1 pseudogene is annotated in these 294 nt (G+C 72.8%); it reads left to right on the top strand.

The features are described from left to right. Positions 1–51: 51 nt before the first annotated feature. A pseudogene (gene pyrH / locus ACLBXP_RS25845) lies at positions 52–294 on the top strand (UMP kinase); the annotation flags it as partial.

Here is a 294-nt window from a genome sequence, read left to right on the forward strand (position 1 = left end):
GCGTTTCGAGTCGAGGCCGGCGTGTTCGGGCCGGTGACGAGGGGGTGGCCCATGCCGGAGACGACGCCGTTCCGCCGCGTCCTCGTGAAGCTCTCCGGCGAGGCGCTCGCCGCCCCGGGCGGCTACTGGTTGCATCCCCCGACGCTCGCGGGCCTCGCCGAGGACATCGCCCGCACCATGGAGACCGGGATCGAGATCGCCCTGGTGGACGGCGGCGGCAACATGATCCGCGGTGCCCGCATCTCGGCGGCCGGCTTCATCGACCGCGCCACCGGCGATTCGCTCGGCATGATG

The organism is Methylobacterium sp. A54F, from assembly GCF_053346035.1.